At 69.4% G+C, this 21959-nt stretch carries 18 protein-coding genes and 1 pseudogene; 2 read left to right on the forward strand and 17 right to left on the reverse strand.

Annotation, left to right across the window (positions count from 1 at the left end; translation table 11 throughout):
* Positions 1-37 precede the first annotated feature (37 nt).
* Positions 38-1309 (reverse strand): CaiB/BaiF CoA transferase family protein, encoded by a 1272-nt coding sequence (locus ACX12L_RS08030; RefSeq protein ID WP_459262151.1) that lies wholly within the window; start codon positions 1307-1309, stop codon positions 38-40.
* Between the two features lie 124 nt (positions 1310-1433).
* Between ACX12L_RS08030 and ACX12L_RS08035 the strand changes: the two genes are divergently transcribed.
* Positions 1434-2348 (forward strand): LysR substrate-binding domain-containing protein, encoded by a 915-nt coding sequence (locus tag ACX12L_RS08035; RefSeq protein WP_459262152.1) that lies wholly within the window; start codon positions 1434-1436, stop codon positions 2346-2348.
* 178 nt (positions 2349-2526) lie between these two features.
* On the opposite strand, the gene ACX12L_RS08040 is transcribed toward ACX12L_RS08035, so the two are convergent.
* From ACX12L_RS08040 to ACX12L_RS08105, 14 genes and pseudogenes are all read right to left on the reverse strand, one after another.
* Positions 2527-3516, reverse strand: a complete 990-nt coding sequence (locus ACX12L_RS08040; RefSeq protein ID WP_459262153.1) for a Bug family tripartite tricarboxylate transporter substrate binding protein — start codon at positions 3514-3516, stop codon at positions 2527-2529.
* 53 nt (positions 3517-3569) lie between these two features.
* Positions 3570-4748 carry a M20 aminoacylase family protein gene (locus ACX12L_RS08045; protein ID WP_459262154.1) on the reverse strand — a complete coding sequence of 393 codons (1179 nt, stop codon included), beginning with the start codon at positions 4746-4748 and terminating at the stop codon, positions 3570-3572.
* A 566-nt stretch (positions 4749-5314) separates the two neighbouring features.
* A pseudogene (locus ACX12L_RS08050) lies at positions 5315-5556 on the reverse strand (IS5/IS1182 family transposase); the annotation flags it as partial.
* On the reverse strand, positions 5555-6775 hold the full coding sequence (locus ACX12L_RS08055; RefSeq protein WP_459262155.1) for a CaiB/BaiF CoA transferase family protein: 1221 nt from the start codon (positions 6773-6775) through the stop codon (positions 5555-5557). The pseudogene ACX12L_RS08050 and the gene ACX12L_RS08055, both read right to left, overlap by 2 nt.
* A 7-nt stretch (positions 6776-6782) precedes the next feature.
* Positions 6783-7763, reverse strand: coding sequence for a tripartite tricarboxylate transporter substrate binding protein (locus ACX12L_RS08060; protein WP_459262156.1), 981 nt, complete (start codon positions 7761-7763; stop codon positions 6783-6785).
* A 23-nt stretch (positions 7764-7786) separates the two neighbouring features.
* Positions 7787-9595, reverse strand: a complete 1809-nt coding sequence (locus ACX12L_RS08065) for an acyclic terpene utilization AtuA family protein (RefSeq protein ID WP_459262157.1) — start codon at positions 9593-9595, stop codon at positions 7787-7789.
* On the reverse strand, positions 9592-11595 hold the full coding sequence (locus tag ACX12L_RS08070; RefSeq protein ID WP_459262158.1) for an acetyl/propionyl/methylcrotonyl-CoA carboxylase subunit alpha: 2004 nt from the start codon (positions 11593-11595) through the stop codon (positions 9592-9594). Before ACX12L_RS08070 ends, ACX12L_RS08065 begins: the two co-directional genes overlap by 4 nt.
* Before the next feature lie 13 nt (positions 11596-11608).
* Positions 11609-12430, reverse strand: coding sequence for an enoyl-CoA hydratase/isomerase family protein (locus ACX12L_RS08075; RefSeq protein WP_459262159.1), 822 nt, complete (start codon positions 12428-12430; stop codon positions 11609-11611).
* Between the two features lie 19 nt (positions 12431-12449).
* Positions 12450-13418, reverse strand: a complete 969-nt coding sequence (locus tag ACX12L_RS08080; protein WP_459262160.1) for a tripartite tricarboxylate transporter substrate binding protein — start codon at positions 13416-13418, stop codon at positions 12450-12452.
* Positions 13415-14578 (reverse strand): acyl-CoA dehydrogenase family protein, encoded by a 1164-nt coding sequence (locus ACX12L_RS08085; RefSeq protein WP_459262161.1) that lies wholly within the window; start codon positions 14576-14578, stop codon positions 13415-13417. The genes ACX12L_RS08080 and ACX12L_RS08085 overlap by 4 nt, the downstream gene beginning before the upstream one ends.
* A gap of 35 nt (positions 14579-14613) precedes the next feature.
* Positions 14614-16233, reverse strand: a complete 1620-nt coding sequence (locus tag ACX12L_RS08090) for an acyl-CoA carboxylase subunit beta (RefSeq protein WP_459262162.1) — start codon at positions 16231-16233, stop codon at positions 14614-14616.
* Positions 16234-16329: 96 nt separating this feature from the next.
* Entirely contained in the window at positions 16330-17478 is a 1149-nt protein-coding gene (locus tag ACX12L_RS08095) for an acyl-CoA dehydrogenase family protein (RefSeq protein ID WP_459262163.1), read from the reverse strand.
* A gap of 10 nt (positions 17479-17488) precedes the next feature.
* Positions 17489-18367 (reverse strand): SDR family oxidoreductase, encoded by an 879-nt coding sequence (locus tag ACX12L_RS08100; protein ID WP_459262164.1) that lies wholly within the window; start codon positions 18365-18367, stop codon positions 17489-17491.
* Between the two features lie 11 nt (positions 18368-18378).
* Entirely contained in the window at positions 18379-19356 is a 978-nt protein-coding gene (locus ACX12L_RS08105) for a tripartite tricarboxylate transporter substrate binding protein (RefSeq protein ID WP_459262165.1), read from the reverse strand.
* A gap of 123 nt (positions 19357-19479) precedes the next feature.
* Between ACX12L_RS08105 and ACX12L_RS08110 the strand changes: the two genes are divergently transcribed.
* On the forward strand, positions 19480-20247 hold the full coding sequence (locus ACX12L_RS08110; protein ID WP_459262166.1) for an IclR family transcriptional regulator: 768 nt from the start codon (positions 19480-19482) through the stop codon (positions 20245-20247).
* Between the two features lie 35 nt (positions 20248-20282).
* On the opposite strand, the gene ACX12L_RS08115 is transcribed toward ACX12L_RS08110, so the two are convergent.
* Both ACX12L_RS08115 and ACX12L_RS08120 read right to left on the reverse strand, forming a co-directional pair.
* Positions 20283-20705, reverse strand: coding sequence for a PaaI family thioesterase (locus ACX12L_RS08115; protein ID WP_459262167.1), 423 nt, complete (start codon positions 20703-20705; stop codon positions 20283-20285).
* Positions 20706-20791: 86 nt separating this feature from the next.
* Positions 20792-21949 carry an acyl-CoA dehydrogenase family protein gene (locus tag ACX12L_RS08120; RefSeq protein ID WP_459262168.1) on the reverse strand — a complete coding sequence of 386 codons (1158 nt, stop codon included), beginning with the start codon at positions 21947-21949 and terminating at the stop codon, positions 20792-20794.
* Between the last annotated feature and the right edge of the window lie 10 nt (positions 21950-21959).

Genomic DNA, 21959 nt, shown 5'->3' on the forward strand with positions numbered 1-21959 from the left:
ACGGAGCCCATGGCAAGGCCCCTCTTTTTCGACCAGATCAAAGCACGCCCTTGGCGCGCAGCTCCTGCAGCCGCGCCGCATCCAGACCCAGGCGCTCACGCAGCACCTCGTCCGTGTGCTGGCCCAGGGCCGGCGGGGCATGGCGCAGGGTCACGGGGGTATCGGACAGGCGCAGCGGGCTGGCCGTGGTCACCACGCGGTTGACGGCCTCGCCGGCGGGCGGCTGGGCGCCCGGGTAGCGGTCCTGCTCGATACGCAGGCCGCGCGCGCGCACCTGCTCGTCGTCGAAGGCCTGGCCGATGTGGTTGATGGGGCCGCAGGGCACGGCCTTGTCCTCCAGCAGCGCAACCCAGTCGGCCGTGCTGCGCGTGCGCGTGAGCGCGGCCATCATCGGGATCAGCGCCTCGCGGTGGATGACGCGGCCGGCGTTCAGGGTGAAGCGCTCGTCGCTCGCCCAGTCCACGCCGGCGGCGTCGCAGAAGCGCGCGAACTGGCCGTCGTTGCCGATCGCCAGGAGCATGTTGCCGTCCTGCGTGGGAAAGTCCTGGTACGGCACCACGCTGGGATGGGTGTTGCCCTGGCGCTGGGGGACGTTGCCGGCATTCAGGAAACCCGCGCCCTGGTTGGCCAGCACGGCCATGGCCACGTCCAGCAGCGCCATGTCGATGTGCTGGCCGCGGCCCGTGCGGTGGCGCGCCTCGAGCGCGCCCAGTATGGCGGTGGTGGCGTACATGCCGGTAAACAGGTCGATCACCGCCACGCCCACGCGCATCGGGCCGCCGCCGGGCTCGCCGTCGGCGCGGCCGGTGATGCTCATCAGCCCGCTCATGGCCTGGATCAGCAGGTCGTAGCCGGCGCGCGGCGCGTAGGGGCCGGTGTGGCCGAAACCGGTGACCGAGCAGTAGATCAGGCGCGGGTTCAGCGCCGACAGGCTTGCATAGTCCAGGCCGTAGCGCTTGAGGCCCCCGGTCTTGAAGTTCTCCACCACCACGTCGCTCTGCCGGGCCAGCTCGCGGATCAGCTCCTGGCCCTCGGGCGTGGCCATGTCCACGGTCACGGAGCGCTTGTTGCGGTTGCAGGCGGCGAAGTAGCAGGCGTTGTCGGTGGGTTTGTCGTCCGCATCCGGGAAGAAGGGCGGGCCCCAGTGGCGCGTGTCGTCGCCGTCGCCGGGTTTTTCGATCTTGATCACGTCGGCGCCCAGGTCGGCCAGGTTCTGCGTGCACCAGGGGCCGGCCAGCACGCGCGACAGATCGAGCACGCGCAGGTGGCTCAGGGCGCCGGCGGGGGTGGATGGGTCGGAGTGGGTCATGGACTGATGGTGTTGGAAGGGCGAAGGCGCGATGGTAAGGCGCAGCCCGCCGCCATGGCTTTGCTTTTGTGAAAGCTGACGTTCATGCGCACGGCGCGCAGGCCGCACTTTCTACAATGCCGCCATGGCCATGCATTTCGATCTTGTGGACCTGCGCCTGATGGTGCACATCGCCGACGCCAACAGCATGACGCGCGGCGCCGAGCTGTCCTTCATCTCCCTGCCCGCCGCCAGCACGCGCATCAAGAACCTGGAGGAGAGCATAGGCACCAAGCTGCTGTACCGCACCAGCCAGGGCGTGACGCTGACGCCGCCGGGCCAGGCCTTCGTGACGCATGCGCGCATGGTGCTGGGCCAGATCGAGCACCTGCGCGGCGACATGCAGGAGTACGTGCGCGGCATCAAGGGCCATGTGCGGGTGTTCGCCAATACCACCTCGCTGGGCGAATTTTTGCCGCCCGTGCTGCGCCACTTCCTGCGCCGCAACCCGGACGTGAACATCGACCTGCGCGAGCGCTCGTCACACGACATCGTGCGCGCCGTGACCGAGGGGCAGACCGACATCGGCATCGTCGCCGGCCTGGTGCGCACCGAGAACCTGGAGACCCTGCCCTACCACCGCGACCGCCTGGTGCTGGTGGTGCCGCGCGGCCACGCGCTGGCCGGCCAGATGCAGATCGACTTCGCCGATACGCTGGAGCTGGACCACGTGGGGCTGCACGAGGCCACCGCCATCCACGCCTTCCTGCGCCAGGCCAGCGACCAGCTGCACCGCCCGATCAAGCAGCGCATCCAGGTCGGCAACTTCGAGACCGCCTGCCGCATGATCGAGGCTGGCGTGGGCGTGGGCGTACTGCCCGAATCGGCCGCCAGCCGCCATGCGCACGCGATGGACATCGCCATTGTGCCGCTGTCCGACGCCTGGTCGGTGCGCGAGATGCAGATCTGCGTGCGCAGCCTGGAGGCACTGCCCAGCTTCGCGCAGGAGCTGGTGGAGCTGCTGGTGGCGGATGCGCAGGGGCGGCTGCGGCTGGAGTGATGCGCTCCTGAAAAAAGAGCTTATAGCGAACGCACCTGGCGCGCATTGCAGACGCACTCATGCCATGAGACGCCGGCGTGCCAGGTAGATGTCGGCCAGGTTCAGGGCTACAAACGAGCGCATGACGCTCTTGAGCAGGCCGCTGAAAGGCCCTGCGACTCGGCAGTCTGGGCCGGGCCTATTCCTTCAGCGCAATTTCCTTGGCCAACGCACGGAACTGCACAAAACTCTCCTGGTAGAACTTTTCGGCCTCCGCACTCGACAGCAGCCTGGGCACCTTCTGTCCCTGCGCCTCGAGGCTTTCACGGACGCTGGGCGCATGCAGGACTTCGGAGATCGCCAGATGGAGCTTTTTCACGACTGGCTCCGGCGTGTCCTTCCTGACGAAGTATGCGCTCCAGATCGAGAAGTTGAAATCCTTGAGGACCTTTCCTTCGTTGACGCTTGGGATCGGCTGTAGCGCCGGGATGCGCTCCTTGGACAGGGACCCGAGAATCTTCACCTGCCGCTGCGCCGCGAACTCTGCCAGGCTCTTGCTGTAAGGCAGCATGGCAAAGTCCACGCGCTGGCCGATCAAATCCTGCATGAGCGGCGTGATGCCCTTGTAGGGCACGTGAACCGTCTGGGCGCCGATGACCTTGGAGAAGCGGTTGCCGATCAGGTGATGGAACGAACCCGTCCCGATGCTGCCGTAGCTGAGTGGCTGCTTCACCCCGTTGGCGCGTGCCAGTGCAGCGAGATCGTCCGCCGTCGTGACGGGCAGGTCCTGGCGCGCGACGAGCAGGAAGTCCGATTCAACGACAACCTGCAGCATGCGCAGGTCATCGCTCTTGTACTTGATTGCCGGATTGACCAAGGGCGAAAGCACCAGCGAGCTCGGCGAGCCCTGCAGCACGTAGTAGCCGTCCGCCGGCGAGGCCAGCACTTTCTGCACGCCAATGGCGCCCGCGGCCCCGCCGCTGTTCTCCACCACCACCGGTTGCCCCAGTCGGTCGCCCAGCGGCTTGGCTACGATCCGCGCCACGACGTCGGAGAGCCCTCCTGCCGGGTAGGGCACCAGTATCGTCACAGGCTTGCTCGGATACGCATCGGCTCCGAACGCTGCACAGGCCAAGGTCAGGCCGGCCATGAAACAAAGGAGATGCTTGGGTTTGTAGAGGCGCAGCATAAAGGTCCTTCTGAGTTCCGGAATCTTCGAATCGAAAAGGGGAGTGGCTGTATTCAGGCCAGGAATCGCTCGGTCAGGCAGGCCCAGTAAGCCGCACCGCGCACCAGCACCTCATCGTTGAAGTCATAGCGCGGGTTGTGCAGCATCGGGGTGCTCTTTCCTGTGCCGTTGCCGATGAACAGATAGCAGCCTGGGCATTCCTCGAGCATGTAGGCGAAGTCCTCGCTGCCGGACCGGCCCGCACCCTGTTCGATCACCTCGTCGGGGCCGAGCAGTGCCAGCGCCGTCTCGCGCGCGAACTGCGTTTCCCGGGGGGTATTGACCAGCACCGGGTAGCCTCGCCGGTATTCCACCTCGGCCTGCACGCCAAAGCTGCGGGACTGGCCGTCGATCAGTTCCTTGATCCGCTGTTCCAGCAGCGCGCGCACCTCGGCAGACATGGCGCGCACGCTGATCTCAAGCGTGACCTTTTCGGGGATCACGTTGCTTGCAGCGCCGCCGTGGATGGCCCCCACCGTGACCACGCCCAGGTCAAACGGATTGACGTTGCGCGACACGAGCGTTTGCAGTGCCATCACGATTGATGCTGCCGCCACCACCGGGTCCCGGCCATGGTGCGGCGAGCTGCCGTGTCCGCCGACGCCGGTTACCGTGACGGTGACGTAGTCGGAGGACGCCATCATGGCTCCGTCACGGAACACCAGTTTCCCCGTTGGGTATCCGGGCATGTTGTGCATGGCAAACACCGAATCGCAGGGATAGCGCTCGAACAGCCCCTCGTCGAGCATGCGCCTGGCGCCACCGAAGTTCTCTTCGGCAGGCTGGAAGATCAGATTCAAAGTGCCGTTGAACCTGCGCGTTTGCGCCAGGTACCGGGCCGCTCCCAGCAGCATGGCCGTGTGCCCGTCGTGCCCACAGGCATGCATGACGCCAGGATGGCAGCTGCTGTGCGGCACGCTGGTGCGCTCTTCGATCGGCAGTGCGTCCATGTCTGCACGCAGGCCCAGGCGCTTGGGCCCGTCGCCGCACCGCAACCGGCCAACGAGGCCGGTCTTCCCGATACCGCGTTCAACCTGAAAGCCCCAGGCCTCGAGCCTTTCGGCCACCAGATCGCTGGTGCGGTCTTCTGCAAAACCCAGTTCCGGGTGATGGTGGATGTCACGCCGTATGGCCACCAAATCGGCAGCGTAGCGTTGTATTGCGTCCAGATAGTGTTGAGTATCGGTTTGCATAGGTATGACGGTCAGGCAAGCTGTGACGAGATCAGGCTCCTTCGATGGCATCTCCCATCCGCGCCTGAAGAACAACGATTCCGAGCAGTCGCCAGCGAAGCGCAAGCACACTGATCGATCGTCAGCCGCGAAGCCATACGCTGCCCGCGCAGCGCTTCTTCATCTACGGGGATGCGTCTCGCCACCGACATCGGAATCTCCTGACCGATCAGTCCAATTCAAGATACTACTGAGTATCCTACAATTGGAATGGTACTCGGTCAAGGGGGCTGGATGCGATGGTCGGTGCATTTCCGATGTCAACCGTCGCGATCCTCGGCGGGTGACCTTGGTCGGGCAGCACCAGGCAACGCTTGCCCATGGAATGCTCCCGATTGGTTGCCAAGCACTCCGCAGCCGCCGAGAAAAGTTGCACGACTCGCCGCTCAACGGACGAACGAACAGGTGAGGTATTCGGATTCAGCGATCTGCCGCTGGCAGGTTGCACGAAGCGACAAGCAGTGGTCGCAGCAGCGCGACTGAGGTCTGCATAGGGACAGCCTTGCAGCCGCGCATCGCAGGCGCACTCATGCCATGAGCCGCTGGCGTGCCAAGTAGATGCCGGCCAAGCCCAGGGCCATGAACGAGCGCGTAGCGTTCTTGCGCAGGCAGCAGCACCTTGGTGAAGCCCACAGCCGCTTGACCAGGGCGAAGATGCTCAACGCGGGCGCACCCTGGACTCGTTGCGGTTCTTCGAGCGTTCGGCGTCGTCGATCTCGCCGCCCTTGCGTACCCGCTGGTCCGTGAAGTCGTGCGCCCGCGTGGCCTTAAATGATGGCGCGCTCGCGCAGCCCGGCCAGCTCGCCCGCAGACAGGCCCAGCACCTGCGCCAGGACCTCCTCGCTGTCCTCGCCCAGCATCGGCGCCGCGCTGTAGCGCATGGGCGTGGCCGAGTAGCGGATGGGGTTGCGCAGGCTGGGCACCTCGGCACCGCGGCTGTGGGGCAGGGTGAAGGCGAGCTCGCGGTGGCGCGTCTGGGGGTCCTCGAACACCTGCGCCATGTCGTTGATCGGCCCGCAGGGCACACCGGCCTGCTCGAAGGCAGCCAGCAGCCCGGGGCGCGCGCGCCCGTGCAGCATCGGCGCCAGCAGTTCGCGCAGCTCGGCGCGGTGGGCCACGCGCAGGGCATTGGTGCGAAAGCGCTCGTCCTGCGCCAGCTGCGGACAGCCCAGCACGCCGCACAGGGCCTGGAACTGGCCGTTGTTGCCGACGGCGACGATGAGCTGGCCGTCGGCGCAGTCGAACACCTCCGAGGGCGAGGCGATGGGGTTGGTGTTGCCCACGCGCGCCGGCACCTTGCCCGTCATCAGGTAGCCCAGCGCCAGGTGGCCGTTCAGCGCCACCGAGGCGTCCAGCATCGCCGCGTCGATGTGCTGGCCCTCGCCCGTGGCGCGCCGGTGGTGCAGCGCGCCGAGCACGCCGATGGCGGCGTACAGGCCGGTGACGACGTCGGCGATCGGGATGGCGGTGCGCATGGCGCCGGCGCCGGGCGCGCCGTCGGGCTGGCCGCAGGTGCTCATCACGCCGGCCAGGCCCTGCAGGATGAAGTCGTAGGCCGGGCGTGCCGCATAGGGGCCGTCCTGGCCGAAGCCGGTGACCGAGCAGTACACGATGTCGGGCCGCAGCGCGCGGATGCTGGCCTCGTCCAGGCCGTACTTGGCGAGCGAACCGACCTTGTAGTTCTCCACCACCACGTCGCAGCGCGCCGCCAGCCGGCGGGCCAGCTCGGCGCCCTCGGGCGTGGCGATGTCCAGGGTGACGGAGTGCTTGCCCCGGTTGTAGGCCAGGTACAGGGCCGAGTCGTTGCTGTCCTTGCCGGTATCGGCATCGGGCAGGAAGGGGCCCATGCGCCGTGTGTCGTCGCCCTCGCCGGGTTTCTCGATCTTGTAGACCGTGGCGCCCATGTCCGCCAGGATCTGCGTGCACAGCGGGCCGGCGATGACGCGCGTCAGGTCCAGTACCTTCACGCCTTCGAGGATGGAAGCCATGGCGTGCTCACTCCAGGTGGATGTTGGCCTTCTTCACCACCTCCGCCCAGCGCTTGGCCTCGGCGTGGATGAAGGTGTCGAACTGCTCGGGCGTGCCGCCCACCGGGTCGATGCCGTACTCGATCAGCTTGGCGTGGATCTCGGGCGAGTCGATCACCTTCTGCATCTCGGACGACAGCTTGCGCACGATGTCGTTCGGCACCTTGGCGGGTGCCAGCAGGCCGATCCAGCTGCCGCCCGTGAGGCTGGGGTAGCCCTGCTCGGCCATGGTCGGCACCTCCGGCGCGGCGGGCCAGCGCTTGGCGCTGGTCATGGCCAGCGCATGCAGCTTGCCGGAGCGCACATGGGGCATCATGGTCTGCACCGAGTCGAAGGCCATGGCCACCTGGCCCGAGAACAGGTCCGGCAGCGCCGGCGCCATGCCCTTGTAGGGCACGTGCGTCATGCCGACACCGGCGGTCTGGGCGAAGAGCTCGGCCGACAGCTGCGCACCCGAGCCCGTGCCGCTGGAGGCGAATGTCGCCCTGTCCGGGTTGGCCTTGGCCCAGGCCACGAACTCCTTCAGAGTCTTGGGCGGCAGCGCGGCGCTGGACACCATCAGCAGCGGAATGGCGCCGAACTCGCTGACGCCGCGCAGGTCGGTGAGCGGCGCATACGTCATCTTCGTGTACAGGCTGGGGTTGATGGCATGCGCCGCCACCACGACCAGCAGCGTGTAGCCGTCGGGCGCGGAGCGCGTGACCATGGCCGAGCCGATCTGCCCGTTGGCGCCGCCCTGGTTGTCCACGATCACCGGCGTCTTGAGCCGGTCGCTGAGCTTTTGCATTACCAGGCGGGTGACGGTGTCGGACACGCCGCCCGGCGTGTAGGGCACCACCACGCGGATGGGCTTGGAGGGGTAGTTGTCCTGCGCCCACGCGGGCATGGTGGCGAGCGCAAGCGCGCCCAGGCCGGCGGCGCACAGGCAACGGCGGATCATCGATGGCATGGTTTGTCTCCTGGAGTTGGTTGTCAGAGGGAAGGGAAGTGGTGGGGCGCCAGCAGGCCGTCATCGGCCCAGCGCCGGGGCACGCGCACGGGCAGGTCCAGCAGCATCTGCGCGAAGGACTTGCCCAGCGGGTCGGAACGCAGGCTGGCGACGCCGCCGCCGGCCAGCGCCTGGTGCAGCACCAGGTTCAGCGCATGCAGGCCGGGCACCTCGAAGCGCTCGACCTCGCCGCGCACCAGGTGCACGAACCAGGTTTTCACGCGCTCGGGCGTGAGCTGCGCGCGCAGCAGCGGCAAAAACTCGGGCCGCCGCGCGATCACGCCGATGTTCTCGTCGTCGCCCTTGTCGCCGCTGCGCGCCCAGGCCAATGCCACCAGGGGCACATCGATGCCGTCGTCCACGGCGGGCGCGGCATCGGGCGGCGCGGGCAGGGGTGCAGCGGCCACGGCGGGCGCGGCGGCGGGCAGGGCCACGGGCTCGGCCCGTTCGCCCAGCGCCACCTGCAGCGCCACCTGGTCCTTGGACACCAGGAACGAGAACACCTTGATCACCGGCTGCACGTCGGCGCGCCCGGCGAAGGACGAGCGCGTGCCCGGCCCCATGGAGGTGCCGGCCGAGGCGCATTCGCGCTGCAGGAAGGCCAGCGCCTTCGGGTCCGCATGGCGCGCTCCGATGCGCAGCACCACCTCGCGCGTGGGCAGCGCCCTGGCATGGGGGCCGTACAGCGCCTCGCAGCCCAGCAGCTCGACGCAGGTCGCGCTGTAGTCGGCCAGGCCGCGCTGGCGCAGCTGGGCGCGGGTGCGCTCCAGCAGCGCGTCGGCGGTCTTGCGTGCCTTGGCGGGCGCGTCGATGCCGCGGATGGCCATCATCAGCTGCAGCTGGTAGCCGTCGCGCCAGGTGCCGTTGGCCTTGTAGCTATCGGTAGGCGGGCGCCCGCGCGCGCCGCTCACGTGCACGTGGCCGGCGTCCAGCGCCTGCACCTGCACCTGGCGGAAGTCGCAGGTCACGTCAGGCATCAGGTAGTTGGCCGGGTCGCCCACTTCGTACAGCACCTGCTCGGACACCGCGCCCGGGTGGATCAGGCCGCCCGTACCCTCGGGCTTGGAGAGCACGAAGCTGCCGTCCGGCGCGCAGTCGATCACCGGGTAGCCCATGTCGGCCCAGCCGGGCACCTGCTGCCAGTCGGTGAACAGGCCGCCCGTGGCCTGCGCGCCGCACTCGACCACGTGGCCGGCCAGGGTGCCGGCGGCGATGCGGTCCCAGTCGTCCCAGCGCCAGCCGAATTCGTGGGCCAGCGCGCCCACCACCACGGCGCTGTCCACGCAGCGGCCGGTGATGACGATGTCGGCGCCCAGGGCCAGGGCCTGGGCGATGCCGCGCGCGCCCACGTAGGCATTGGCCGAGTACAGCTCGGCCGGCGGCGCCTCGCCCGTGTGCAGGTCGCGCAGGCCGGCGGCACGCAGCTGCTCGAACTGCGGCATGACGTCATCGCCCGTCACCACGGCGATGCGCGGCGCCAGCCCCTGCTGCGCGGCCACCGCCGCGAGCGCGTCGCGGCAGGCCTGCGGGTTCAGGCCGCCGGCGTTGGCGATCACGCGCACGCCCCGCTCGCAGATGGCGCGCAGATTCGGCGCCATGGCGGCGTGGACGAAGTCGGTCGCGTAGCCGAGCGATGCGTCCTTGGCGCGGGCGCGCGCCAGGATCGACATCGTGGTCTCGGCCAGGTAGTCGTAGACCAGGTACTGCAGGCCGGGAACCTGCAGCAGCTGCGGGGTGGCGATGGCCGAGTCGCCCCAGAAGCCGCTGGCGCCGCCGATACGGATCGTCTTCATGCCACAACCTCGATGCGCAGCAGCAGCGCGCCCTTGGCGGACTGGCCGCCGGCCTGTGCACAGAGCTCGACGACCACGCCGGACAGCGGGGCGGTGAGCGTGTGCTCCATCTTCATGGCCTCCAGCACCAGCAGCCGCTGGCCGGCCTGCACCGTGTCCCCCTGGCGCACGGCCACGTCGGCGATGCGGCCGGTGAGCGGCGCCGTCACCGCGCCGTCTCCGCACTCGGCGCTGCGGCCCTTGCGCTCGCTCACGCGCTCGAAGCTCCAGGCGCGGCCTGCGTGAAAGATCTGCAGCATGTCGTCCTGGCAGGCGACGACGATGCGCTCGCTGACACCGTCGCATTCCACGCGCAGCGTGCTGCACGCATCGTCGTCCCAGGCGGCGTCGCGCAGGGCGAAGGGAGGCGCGGCGGGTTCGCCCGGCATCAACAGCTGCCAGCCGGCATCGTCGGCCGCGAGCCTCATGTCCCAGCGCGCCTGGCCTTGCGCCAGGCTGATGCGTGCCGCCTGCCGGCCCAGCGTGGAGGGGCGGATGCGGCCACCCTGCTGCGGCATGGCGAGCGCCAGCGCCGCGAAGGCGGCCAGCGCCAGGGTGCGCGCCGGCGGCTGCGCCCGCTCGGCCAGGCGCGGGCCGAAGCGCTCCTGCACGAAGCCGGTGTGCACCGCTGCTCCTTGAGCGAACACCGGGTCCGCCAGGCAGTCGGCCAGGAAGCCCTGGTTGCTCGGCAGCCCCAGCAGCACGCATTGCTGCACGGCGCGCAGCAGCTTGCGCCGGGCCTCGTCGCGCGTGCGGCCATGGGCCACCAGCTTGGCGATCATCGAGTCGTAGTGCGGGGACACCGCGCCGCCTTCAGCCAGGCCATGGTCCACGCGCACGCCCAGGCCTTCCGGCGGCGGGCGCCAGCGCAGCACCGGGCCGGTCTGCGGCAGGAAGCCGGCCGGCACGTCCTCGGCCGTCAGCCGCACCTCGATGGCGTGGCCATCGAGCCGCACGTCCTGCTGCGCCAGCGCCAGCGGCTCGCCCGCGGCCACGCGCAGCTGCCACTCCACCAGGTCCAGGCCGGTGATGGCCTCGGTCACCGCATGCTCCACCTGCAGCCGGGTGTTCATCTCCATGAAGTAGAAGCGCCCCTCGCGGTCGAGCAGGAATTCCATGGTGCCCGCGCCGATGTAGCCGATGGCCCTGGCCGCCTGCACCGCCGCCTCGCCCATGCGCTCGCGCAGGGCGGCATCGACGGCGGGCGAAGGCGCTTCCTCGATCACCTTCTGGTGGCGCCGCTGCACCGAGCAGTCGCGCTCGCCCAGGTGGATGACATTGCCGTGGCTGTCGGCCAGCACCTGGATCTCCACGTGCCGGGGCGCGACCACGGCCCGCTCCAGGATCAGCTCGCCGCTGCCGAAGGCGACCTCGGCCTCCGAGCGCGCCGAGGCCAGGGCCGGCGCCAGGGCTGCCGCGTCCTGCACCAGCCGCATGCCGCGCCCGCCGCCGCCGGCGGCGGCCTTCACCATCACCGGAAAGCCGATGTCCGCCGCCGCCCGGAGGAAGGCGGCCTCGCTCTGGTCCTCGCCCTGGTAGCCGGGAATGCAGGGCATGCCCGCCGCGATCACCAGCCGCTTGGCCTGGGCCTTGTTGCCCATGGCGCGGATCGCCTCGCCCGCGGGGCCGATGAACACCAGGCCGGCGGCGTCCACCGCATCGGCGAAGTCCTCGTTCTCGGCCAGGAAGCCGTAGCCCGGGTGGATGGCGTCGGCGCCGGCCGCGCGGGCGGCGGCAACGATGGCCTCGATGTTCAGGTAGCTCTCGCGCGGCGCGGCGCCGCCGATGCACACCGCCCGGTCGGCGGCGCGCACGTGGGGGCTGTCGCGATCGGCTTCGGAGTACACCGCCACGGTGCCGTAGCCCAGGCGGCTGGCACTGCGCATGATGCGGATGGCGATCTCGCCGCGGTTGGCGACGAGCACGGTGTGGAAGGGACGGATCTGTTTTTGGGGTGTCATGGAACGGGTCTCCTCAGGGGCGCACGGCATCGGCGGTGAATTCGCGGCGCCAGGCGGCCGGCCGTTTGGCACGGAAGGCGGCGATGCCTTCGGCGCCTTCGTGGCGCATGCAGGCGGCGAACAGGCGCGCGGCATCGTCGAGCAGCGCGCCGTCGTCTTCCCGGCCGCAGCGGCGCAGCAGGGGCTTGAGGGCGCGGTTGGCGCCCGGGGCGCAGGCGCACAGGCGCGTCAGCCACTGGGCCAGCAGGGCATCGAGCCCGGCGCCATCGGCGGCCAGCTCGTCCACCAGGCCCAGCGCCTGCGCCGCACCGCCGGCCACGCGCTCGCCGAACAGGCCCAGCCGCAGCGCCGCGCGCCGTCCCAGCCGCGCGGCGACGAAGGGCGCGATCTGCGCCGGAATGATGCCCAGCGAGGTCTCGCTGAGCGCGAACTTCGCGTCCTGCGTGGCCAGCACCAGGTCGGCCGCGCAGGCCAGGCCCATGCCGCCGCCCATGGCCGCGCCCTCGACGACGGCGATGACCGGCACGGGCAGCGCGGCCAGGCGCTGCATGAAGCGGCCGAACTCGCGGTTGCGCGCGGCCACGGGGTCTTCGCCGGCCGCATCGGCATCGAGACGCGCCTGGAAGTTGCCGACGTTGCCGCCGGCACAGAAGAAGCCGCCCGCGCCGCGCAGCACCAGGGCGCGCACGGCGGCGTCGGACTCGGCCTGGGCCACGGCCTGCATGAGCGCGGCCACCACTTCGGGCGCGAGCGCGTTGCGTGTTTCGGGACGGTTGAGCGTGGCGAACAGCACGTCGTGTTCGCGGCGCAGCAGCAGGGCTGGGGTGTCGTTCATGGTGGAGATGCGTTGCGGTTCAAGGTGTACTGGTCAGGCCCAGGCGCTTCACGAGCTGGCCCTGCGTGGCGTGGTGCTCGCGCGCGAAGGCGTCGTAGGCGGCGCTATCGAGATAGGCGGCCTCCTGGTCGAGCCGCTCAAGGGTGGCGCGCACGGCAGGGTCTTCGAGCGCTGCGCGGAAGGCGGCGCTGAGCTGCCGCACCACCTTCGCATCCATGCCGCGCGGACCGGCCACGCCCACGGGCGAGGTGGCGTCCATGTCGATGCCCACGTCGCGCAGCGTGGGCACGTCGGGCCAGCGCCTGGAGCGCTGGTTGAGCCACAGCACCAGCCAGCGCGCCTTGCCGCCGTCCACGAAGGTGCCGATGGAGGCTGCCGTGATCCCCATGTCCAGGTGGCCGCCCATCAGCGCGGCGATGATTTCGCTCTCGCCCTTGTAGGGGACGTGGTTGAGCTTGATGCCCAGGCGCTGGCAGATGTCTTCCATCGTCACGTGGATGGTGCCGTTCACGCCCGTGCTGCCGTAGCTGATGGCGCCGGGGCGCCTGCGCGCATCGGCCACGAAGTCGCCCCAGGTCTTCCAGGGCGCATCGGCGCGCACGGCCGCGCCGAGCAGGTAGCCGAACAGGCGCGCGACGTAGGTGAAGTCCTTGAGCGGGTCGAAGGCCGTCTTCTGCAGGTAGGGCATGCGGAAGGTGGCCTCGGGCATGATGGTCAGCGTATGGCCATCGGGCACCGCGCGCATCACCGTGTTGGCGCCCAGCACGCCTGCGGCGCCGGGTCGGTTTTCCACCACTATGCGCTGGCCCAGCACCTTGGCCGCGGCCTCGGCAATGGCGCGCACCAGCACATCGGTGGCGCCGCCGGCGGAATACGGCACGATCAGCGTGACGGGCTGGCTCAGGAAGTCGGCGGCCCGCGCCAGGCGCGGCGCGCACAGCACGGCGAGCATGCCGGCGAGCCAGGTGCGGCGCGGCGATGCGTTCATGACCCCATCTCCATCAGGCCCATCTTGCGCGCAATGACCATCATCATCACCTCGTCGGCGCCGCCGCCGATGGAGCCCAGGCGGTAGTCGCGGTAGGCGCGCGAGACGCGGTTGTCCCAGGTGTAGCCCATGCCGCCCTGGAACTGCATGCACCAGTCGGCGATCTCGCGGCCCAGGCGGCCGGCCTTGAGCTTGGCCATGGACGCGAGCTCGATCACGTCCTCGCCGTTGATGTAGGCCAGCGTGGCGCGGTAGGTGAGCGAGCGCAGCGCCTCCAGCTCGGTCTTGAGTTCGGCCAGCTTGTACTGGATGAACTGGTTGTCCAGGAGCGGCCTGCCGAAGGCGATGCGCTGGCGCAGGTAGTCCGCGGTCTCGTTGATCAGCTCGATGCTGGCCAGGCGCCGCGCCGCGCCGTCCAGGCGCTCTTCCTGGAACTGCTTCATCTGGTAGATGAAGCCCATGCCTTCCTCGCCGATGCGGTGGCGCACCGGCACGCGCACCTCGTCGAAGAAGATCTGCGCGGTGTCGGACGACCACATGCCGAACTTCTTGATCTTCTGCACCTCCACGCCCTTGGCGCGCTTTCCGTTCTCCTTGAGCGGCACGATGATCAGCGACTTGTTCTTGTGCACCGGGCCATCGGAGGTGTTGCACAGCAGGCAGATCCAGTCGGCCTGCGTGCCGTTGGTGATCCACATCTTGCTGCCGCTGATGACGTAGTCGTCGCCGTCGCGGCGCGCGCGGGTCTTGAGCGAGGACACGTCCGAGCCCGCGCCCTGTTCGGAGACGCCGATGGAAACCACCACGTCGCCGGCGATGGCCGGCGCGAGGAACTCGCGCTTGAGCTCGTCCGAGCCGAAGGCGGCGAGCGCCGGCGTGGCCATGTTCGACTGCACGCCGATGCCCATGCCCACGCCCTGTGCCCTCGCCGAGCCGATGGCCTCGGCCGCGGCCAGGGCGTAGGAAAAATCGAGCCCCATGCCGCCATAGGCCTCGGGCTTGGTGATGCCGAGAAAGCCGAGGTTGCCCATCTTCTTGAACAGCTCGTGGGCCGGAAAGATCTCGTTGGCTTCCCATTCGTCGATGAAGGGATCGATCTCCGCCGCGATGAAGCGGCGGATGCTGGCCATCAGCTCGTGGTGTTCCTGGGTGTAAAGCATGGGTGTCTCCTTGAGAATTGGGTTAGGGGCAGGCCCTAGAAGCGGGCCACGCCGAACTGCACGGCGTGCGGGCGGCGCTGCGCGGCCTCGCGCACGGTGGCCAGCACGAAGGCCAGCACCTCGCGGGTGTCGCGCGGGTCGATCACGCCGTCGTCCAGCAGGTGGCCGCTGGTGTAGAAGGCGCTGGACTGGCTTTCGAAGTGGGCGATGATTTCGGCCTTCTGCGCGGCCAGGCGCGCCTCGTCCACGGGCGCGCCCTTGCGCTCGGCCTGGCGGCGCGCCACGATTTCCAGCGTGGTGGCGGCCTGCTCGCCGCCCATCACGGCGGTGCGCGCATTCGGCCATGAGAAGCAGAAATTCGGCCGGAAGGCGCGCCCGCACATGCCGTAGTTGCCGGCGCCGAAGGAGGCTCCGCAGTAGATCGTGATCTGAGGCACCTGTGCGTTGGCCAGCGCCTGGATCAGCTTGCTGCCGTGCTTGATCATGCCGGCCTCCTCCGAGGCGCGGCCGACGATGAAGCCGGTGGTGTTCTGCAGGAACACGAGCGGCGTGCCCGACTGGCTGCACAGCTGGATGAACTGGGCCGCCTTGGTGGCGCCGGCCGGGTCGATGGGGCCGTTGTTGCTGATGAAGCCCACGGCATGCCCCTCGATGCGCCCGTGGCCGCAGACGGTGGCGGCGCCGTAGTCGGGCTTGAAGTCCATCCAGCACGAATCATCCACCAGGCGGGCAATGACCTCGCGCATGTCCACCGGCTTCCTGTGCTCCAGCACCATCACGCCGGCCAGTTCGTCCGGGACCAGCCGCGGCGGCTGGAAGGTGGGCGCCAGCGCGTGCGCGGCGGCGTTCCAGTCCAGGTTGGCCAGGATGTCGCGCGCCAGGGCGATGGCGTGCGCGTCGTCCTCGGCCACGTATTCGGCCAGGCCGCTCACGCTGGCGTGCATGTCGGTGCCGCCAAGCTCCTCGTCGGTGGCGATCTCGCCGGTGGCGGCCTTGAGCAGCGGCGGGCCGGCCAGGAAGGCCTTGGCCTGGCCGCGCACCATCACCACGTAGTCCGACAGGCCCGGCATGTAGGCGCCACCGGCGGTGGAGGAGCCATGCACCACCGTCACCACCGGCAGCCCGGCTGCCGACAGGCGCGCCAAGTTGTAGAACATGCCGCCGCCGCGGATGAACTTGTCCACCCGGTACTTGCGCAGGTTGGAGCCGGCCGACTCCACCAGGTGCACGAAGGGCAGGCGGTTCTCCAGCGCCAGCTCCTGGCAGCGCATCAGCTTCTGGTTGCCGGCCTCGGTCAGCGCGCCGGCGTCGATGCCCGAGTCGGTGGCCACCACCATGCAGCGCACGCCGCTGACGAAGCCGATGCCGGCGATCTGCGAGCCGCCGGGCACGCAGGCGTCCAGGTCGGGGTTGTCCATGCCGTAGCCCGCGAGGTTGGCGATGGGCAGGAAGGGACGGCCCGGGTCGAGCAGCCGCGCCATGCGCTCGCGCGGCAGCAGCGCGCCGCGGCGCTCGAAACTCCCCGCGGCACGCGCGGACAGCTGCTGCGCGCGCTGCTCGAGCGCATGCAGCTCGTCGACCAGCGCCAGCATGCCGGCGCGCTGGGATTGGAAGCCTTCGGAGGCAGGATGGATGCGTGTCTGAAACGGAGTCATGGATGAAGTCTTGGGGTTGGGCACGCCGATTCGGGGTTGGCGCAGGGGGTCTTTTGGCGCGGCATGGTGTGCAATCGGTGGGAGGGCAGGGCCCGGTCAGATGCCGATGCGCTTGGCGATGAGGTCCTTCATGACCTCCTCGGACCCGCCGCCGATCATCATGACCTTGACCTCGCGGTACAGGCGTTCCACGCGGGTGCCGCGCATGAAGCCCATGCCCCCCAGGATCTGGACCGCCTGGTCGGCGCAGAACTGGAAGGTCTGCGTGGCGAAGTTCTTGGCCATGGCGATCTGGGCGGCGGGCGACTGGCCATCGTCCAGCCGGGCAGCCAGGTCGTCCAGCATGGCGCGGGTGGCTTCGATGCGGGTAGCCATGTCCACCAGCTTGTGGCGTATCACCTGCCGCTCGGACAGCGGCGCGCCAAAGGTGCGCCGCTCGCGTGCCCAGGCCACGGCATCGTGCAGGCAGACCTGGGCATAACCGCAGGCCGCGGCCGACAGCGCCAGGCGCTCGTGGTTGAAGTTGCGCATGATGACCGCGAAGCCGCGCCCCTCCTCGCCGATCAGGTTGCCCACCGGGACGCGGCAATCCGTGAAGCCGATCTCGGCAGTGTCGGATGCCCACCAGCCCATCTTGCGCAGCGGGCTGCGCGTGATGCCCGGCGTGTCGCCTTCGATCAACAGCAGCGACACGCCGCCGGCGCCGGCGCCGCCGGTGCGCACGGCCACCGTGAAGTAGTCGGCTCGCATGCCGGAGGTGATGAAGATCTTGCTGCCGTTGACGACGTAGTGCTCGCCGTCGCGGCGCGCCGTCGTCGTCAAGTGGGCCACGTCGGAGCCACCGCCGGGCTCGGTGATGGCCAGCGCGGCGATCTTCTCGCCAGCCAGCACGCTGGGCAGCACGCGTGCCTTGAGCGCCTCGCTGCCGGCGTTCGCGATGTGCGGCGCACCGATCGTGTGCGAGAACAGGCCCGAGGCCACGCCGCCCGAGCCGCCCCAGGCGCGCTCTTCGCAGAGAATCAGGCGATAGAAGGCATCGCACTCGACGCCACCGTAGGCCTCAGGGAATCCGACCTGCAGCAGCCCGGCGTCGGCCGCCTTGCGGTAGAGAGCGCGCGGGAATTCGCCGGCCTCGTCCCAGGCATCGGCATGGGGCGCGACCTCGGTGTCGAAGAAGCGCCGCACGCTGCGACGGAAGGCTTCGTGGTCGGCGCTGTAGTAGCGTGGGTTGGGGGCTTGCAGCATGGGCAGCGACTCAGTGTGAGGTCAGGAAATCCGGCGTGCGCGACAACGCGAAGCCCTCGTAGGGTTGCGACCGGCCGTGTTCGGGCAGGGCCCAGGTGTGCTTGGCATTGGGCACGCCGCCGTCGACGCGCAGCGTGCTGCCGGTGATGAAGGCGGCCGCCTCGCTGAGCAGGAAGACCACCGCCGCGGACACCTCGGCCTCGTTGCCCAGGCGCTGCAACGGCACCTTGCGCGCCAGCAGCCGGATGCGGGCTTTCATCTCGTCGGGGTAGGTGTCGAGCCCGCTGGAAGCGATCCAGCCCGGCGCCACCGCATTCACGCGTACGCCGCTGGCAGCCCACTCGCAGGCCGCCGTTTCGGTCAGGTTGAGCATGCCCGCGCGCGCCGCGCCCGAGTGGCCCATGCCCGGCATGCCGTTCCACATGTCGGCAATGATGTTGACGATGGCCCCGCCATGCGCCTCCAGCCATTGCGTGAAGCACTCGCGCGCCATCAGGAAGCCGCCGGTCAGGTTGTTGCGCACCACCGCCTCCCAGCCCTTCTGGGTGATGTTGCGCAGGTGCGATGGATACTGGCCGCCCGCGTTGTTGAAGAGCCCGTCGATGCGCCCATGGAACGCCAGCACGTCGCGCACGGCGCTGCGCACCGCCGCTTCCTCGCGGATGTCGCAGGCGTGGATGCTGATACGGCCTTCGGCCTGCGGCACCGCCTGGCCGATCTCCTGCCGCACCGCCTCCAGCTTCTCGGGCGTGCGGCCGATCAGGGCCAGGCGGGCGCCCAGGCTGGCCAGCTCATGCGCCGTGCAGCGGCCGATGCCGCTGCCGCCGCCCGTGACGACCACCACCTGCCCCTCGAAGAGACCAGGACGGAACACCGATCGGTAATGCATGTCGGCCCCGCTCATTGGTTTGGCACCGTGCCCATGCGCTCGACCTGCTTGCGCGACAGCTCGAAGCGCTCATGCGCGAACGCCGTGTAGGCCTTGCTGTCGAGGTAGGCGCTCTCCTGGTTCAGCTCTTCCAGCCGCTTTTGCGTGCCGGGGCTGAGCAGCGCCTTGTGGAAGGCGTCGTGCAGCGTCTTGACCACGGCCGGCGGCATGCCCTTGGGGCCGGCCACGCCAAAGGGCGAGTTGGCCACCATGTCCAGGCCGATCTCGCGCAGGGTGGGCACGTCCGGCCAGCGCGGAACGCGCTTTTCCGTCCACACGACCAGCACGCGAGCCTTGCCGGCTTCCGCCATGGGGGCGATGGAGCCCGCGGTGACGGCCAGGTCGATATGTCCGCCCATGAGGGCGGAGATGATTTCCGCCTCGCCCTTGTAGGGCACGTGGTTGAGCTTGATGCCCTCGCGTTGCGCCATCTCCTCGACCGTGACGTGCATGGTGCCGTTCACGCCGGTCGTGCCATAGCTGATCTGGCCCGGCCTCTTTTTGGCCTCGGCCACCACGGCCTTCCAGCTGCGCCAGGGCGAGCCGGCCAGGGTAGCGATGCCCAGCGCGTAACCGGACAGGTGGATGACGTAGGTGAAGTCGCGCAGCGGATCGTATTGGACTTTTTGCAGGTGCGGCACGCGGAATACCGACTCCGGCAGGATGGACAGCGTGTAGCCGTCGGGCGCCGCGCGCACGAGCTGGTTGGCGCCGAGCACCCCCGCCGCGCCGGGCTTGTTCTCGATCACCAGGGGCTGGCCGAGTTCCCGGCCCGCGAGGTCGGCGATGGTGCGCACCAGCGAGTCGGTGGCGCCGCCGGCGGGAAAGGGCACGATGAGGGTGATCGGCCGGGCCGGGAAGTCGGCCGCAAAGGCCAGGCTCCAGCCTGGCAGTGTGGCGCCTGCGGCCAAGAGCGAGAGCAGGCGCCGGCGTGGAAGGGATGAATGCATGTGAATGTCTCCTGGGTTGACGGTGTGGCGCCCCCCTTCTACCGGATGGGTCGCACATATGCATTGAATTTCAAGCCGGAACGCGTCGCAAACACCAAGTGCTCATGTGCTCATAATATGCACATGTCATCCTCGCCATCCACCTCGGGCACCCAGAGCATCGACCGCGCAGCCGCCATGCTGCGGCGCATCGCGGCGCGCCACGAACATGGCGTGGCCCTGCGCGAACTGGTCGAAGGCATGGGGCTGGACCGCACCACGGCCTGGCGCATCGCGTCCAGCCTGGAGCGGCAGGGGCTGGTGGCCCGGGATGCACGCACGCGCCTGTATCACCTGGGCATCGAAGCGCTCGCCCTGGGCGCGGCGGGCATGGTGCGCTCACCGCTGGTGGATCTGTGCCGGCCGGCCATGAAGGCGATGGCCCGGCTGACCGACGAGAGCGTTTTTCTGGTGCTGCGCTCGGGCGACCACAGCCATTGCGTCCACCTGGAGGAGAGCGGGCGCCCTGTGCGCTCGTTCGCGCTGAACGTCGGCGCCACCCGGCTGATGGGCCTGGGGGTGGCCAGCATCGCGCTGCTGGCCACGCTCGACGCACACGAGCTGGCAGAGCACTTCCAGCGCAACGAGGCGGAATACCGCATGCATGAGGTGGGCCTGGCCAAGCTGCAGCGCTGGGTCGCGCAGACCCGGTCCGTCGGGTTCTCGCACGTCACCGCCACCGGCATGGCAGGCGTGGGCCTTCAGTTCCGCATGGGCTCATGCGGCAACGCGGCGGTGAGCATCGTGGCGCCGCGCGCGCGCCTGCCCCGCACCCGCGTGGGCGAGATCATCCAGGTGATGCAGGGCCAGATGGCCCGGGTGCTCCCGCAGCTCGCCGTGCCCATGCCGTGAGCGCGGGGACTCAATCCTGGCGCCGGCTGACGGAACTACTCCGCCGCATCCAGCGTGGTTGGCGCCAGCCAGTACTTGAAGGTGCCGCTGGCGCTGGCCACCAGACGCCCCTGCTCGTCCAGCAGCTGGGCCGTGCAGCTGCACAGGCTGCGCGTGGTATGCACCACCCAGCCCTCGGCCAGCAGCGCGCCGCGTGCGGGGCGGTGGAAGCGGCTGCTCATCTCCACCGTCACGGCAGTCCGCGAGGGCGCGCCGGGCAACTCGCCCGCGGCACGCGACATCACCGAGTCCAGCAGGGCCATGAGCACGCCGCCATGCGCGGCGGGCAGCTGGTTGAGCAGTTCCTCGCGCATCTGCGGCAGGCGCACGTGCACCTTGCCGGGCGGAGCCGGCACCTGGGCCGCGCCGATCAGGCGCATGAAGGCGCTGCGGTCGGGCGGCACCTGCGCTTCGCTCATGCCTTGCGCCCCCACGCTCGGCACAGCGTGTCCTTCGCTGCCCCCCAAGGGGGCGTTCGCTTGCTTGGGACGGCCCGGCGCTTCGCTCATGCGCCGCGCGCCGCGCGCACCATGTTGCGCGCGATGATGATCTGCTGGATCTGCGTCGTGCCCTCGTACAGGCGGAACAGGCGCACGTCGCGGTAGAAGCGCTCGATGCCGTACTCGGCCATGTAGCCGGCGCCGCCCAGGATCTGCACCGCGCGGTCGGCCACGCGGCCGCACATCTCGGTGGCGAACATCTTGGCGCACGAGGCCTCGGTGGACACGTTCTGCCCATCGTCGCGCCGGCGCGCGGCGTCGATGGTCATGCACTCGGCGGCGTACAGCTCGGCCTGGCTGTCGGCCAGCATGGCCTGCACCAGCTGGAAGTCGCAAATGGCCTGGCCGAACTGCTTGCGCTCCAGCGCGTAGGCCAGCGCGTCGCGCAGGATGCGCTGGGCCACGCCCACGGCCACGGCGGCGATGTGGATGCGGCCCTTCTCCAGCACTTTCATCGCCGTCTTGAAGCCGCGCCCCTCCTGCAGGCCGATCAGGTTGGCGGCCGGTACCCGGACGTTGTCGAAGATCACGTCGCAGGTGTGGGCCCCGCGCTGGCCCATCTTCTTGTCGTACTTGCCGAAACTGATGCCGGGTGACTTGGCATCGACGATGAAGGAGGACACTCCGCCCGCGCCCTTGTCCTGCGGATTGGTGCGCGCCATCAGCGTGAACATGCCGGCGTGCGGCGCGTTGGTGATGAAGCGCTTGGTACCGTTGACCACGTAATGGTCGCCGTCCCGTATGGCCGTGGTGCGCAGCGAGGCGGCATCCGACCCCGCCTCGGGCTCGGTGAGCGCGAACGAGGCGATGACCTCGCCCGTGGCCAGCTTGGGCAGCCACTGGGCCTGCTGTTCGGGCGTGCCGTCCATCAGGATGCCCTGCGAGCCAATGCCCACCGTGGTGCCGATCACCGAGCGGAACGCGGGCGCGGTCTGGCACAGCTCGAAGAGCACACGGGATTCCTCCTCCATGGTCAGCTCCAGGCCGCCGAAGCGCTCGGGAACGGTCATGCCGAACAGGCCAAGCTCGCGCATCTCCTGCACGATGGATTCGGGGATCTCGTCGGTCTCGGCCACTTCGTTTTCGGCCGGCACCAGGCGCTCGCGCACGAAGCGGCGCACGCTGTCGAGCAGGGCTTCCAGGGTTTCAGGGTCGCGGATCATCGTTCGCTCT

It is taken from the genome of Alicycliphilus sp. T452, assembly GCF_054512775.1.